Here is a 1465-nt window from a genome sequence, read left to right as displayed (position 1 = left end):
GTTCTGCTTGACCGTCGAGGCCAGCTCTTCCATCGAGGCCGCGGTTTCCTCCAGCGAGGCCGCCTGCTCTTCGGTGCGGCTGGACAGGTCGGTATTACCGGCCGAGATCTCGCGCGAACCGACGTTGATCTCGTCCACGCCGCGGCGCACGGTCGCCACGGTGCGCGCCAGGCTTTCCTGCATGCGCTTGACGGCAGCCATCAGCACGCCGATCTCGTTGGTCGACTGGACATCGACGCGCGTGGTCAGGTCACCGCCGGCGATCCGGTCGAAGCTCTCGCCGACCATACGCAACGGACGCAGCACCACGCGGTTCATGAACAGGAACGCGCCCAGCGAGACCGCCAGGATCACCAGCACCAGCGCCAGATACACATAGGTCATGACCGCGCCATTGGCGCGCGACGACGCCACCTGCTCTTCGCTGTAGGCGGTGATCGTGTTGGCGAATTCGGTCAGCTGCTTGGAGAACGCGCCGCTGGCCGCGGCGGTCTTGGTGTTCTTCAGCTTGAGGTACTCGGCATTGTCGCCGCGGTCCAGGGCGCCCAGCATGGCCTGCAGGCCTTCGGCAAAGCCATTGAACGACGCCAGCAGCTGCCCTTCGGCCTCGCGGCCGATATCGGTGGTTTTCGGAATGGCCTTGAAACGTTCGAGCTTGGCTTTGCCATCCGTCAGCAGTTGCTGCACGATGCGCGTGTTCTCGGCGGCCCCCGCCTTGTCACCGGCCGCCCGCTGCGCGGCGGCGATGTCGGCACGGATGGTGGCGCGCAGCATCTGCACGTAAGAGTCCTTGACCAGATTGCTCTGCTGGACACTCAGGCTATCCAAAGCGTTGATCGCTTCGGCGTTGGATCGCATGCTGCTCCAACCCAGGGCAATGGCAACCAGCGCGGCCACGGCAACTGCCAATTGGGCAAGCATCAAGCCCGTGCGCACCTTCAGATTGCTTAACATTTTCCGATATTTCCGGTAACCGTCGGGGCGACACGCTGTCGTCGCCCCGCCGTAAAAGGGATGTGTTTTCTACTGCCTATTCAATGCATTGCAATACGCTGGCGGATCACTCCGTCAGAAGGACTCCCAATCGTCGTCGGCCGGCGGCGCGCGGCGGGCAGCCGACGGTGCCGGTTTGACGGGTTTGACATCGGTGGCATCGGTGGTCTTGACGACCGGCCGGCGCAGGGGCCTGGCCGCCGTCGCGCCGCTGTTGGCCGTCGGCCGGGCACGGGCCGGCTGGGCCAGCCGCGGCGCCGGCGCCGCGGGCGGCGTCACCGGGGAATGATCCGGCTCTGCCGCGGATTCCGGCTTGGCAGCCGCCTGAACGGCAGGCTTGGCGGTCCTGGCGGCCGAAACCTGCGCTTCGGTCTGCGCTGCGGCAACCCGCGGCGCACTGTGTTGCTGCGCCAGCTGGCGCGCCGGCACCTCGATCACGTCGCCCGCGTTGATCTTGAACACGGCCACCGCC

Annotated in this window: 1 protein-coding gene and 1 pseudogene; both read right to left on the bottom strand. The window is 66.3% G+C overall.

Annotated elements, in window-relative coordinates:
- On the bottom strand, positions 1-954 hold a 954-nt coding region (locus DK459_RS30720), incomplete at its 3' end, for a Tar ligand binding domain-containing protein (protein ID WP_146221879.1).
- A 114-nt stretch (positions 955-1068) separates the two neighbouring features.
- Positions 1069-1465 (bottom strand): annotated as a pseudogene (locus DK459_RS06005) (methyl-accepting chemotaxis protein); the annotation flags it as partial.

Source organism: Achromobacter sp. RW408 (assembly GCF_003184165.1).
Classification (GTDB): domain Bacteria; phylum Pseudomonadota; class Gammaproteobacteria; order Burkholderiales; family Burkholderiaceae_B; genus Achromobacter; species Achromobacter xylosoxidans.
Note: the sequence above shows the minus strand (reverse complement) of the source record. Positions and strands in the feature narration are given on the sequence as shown.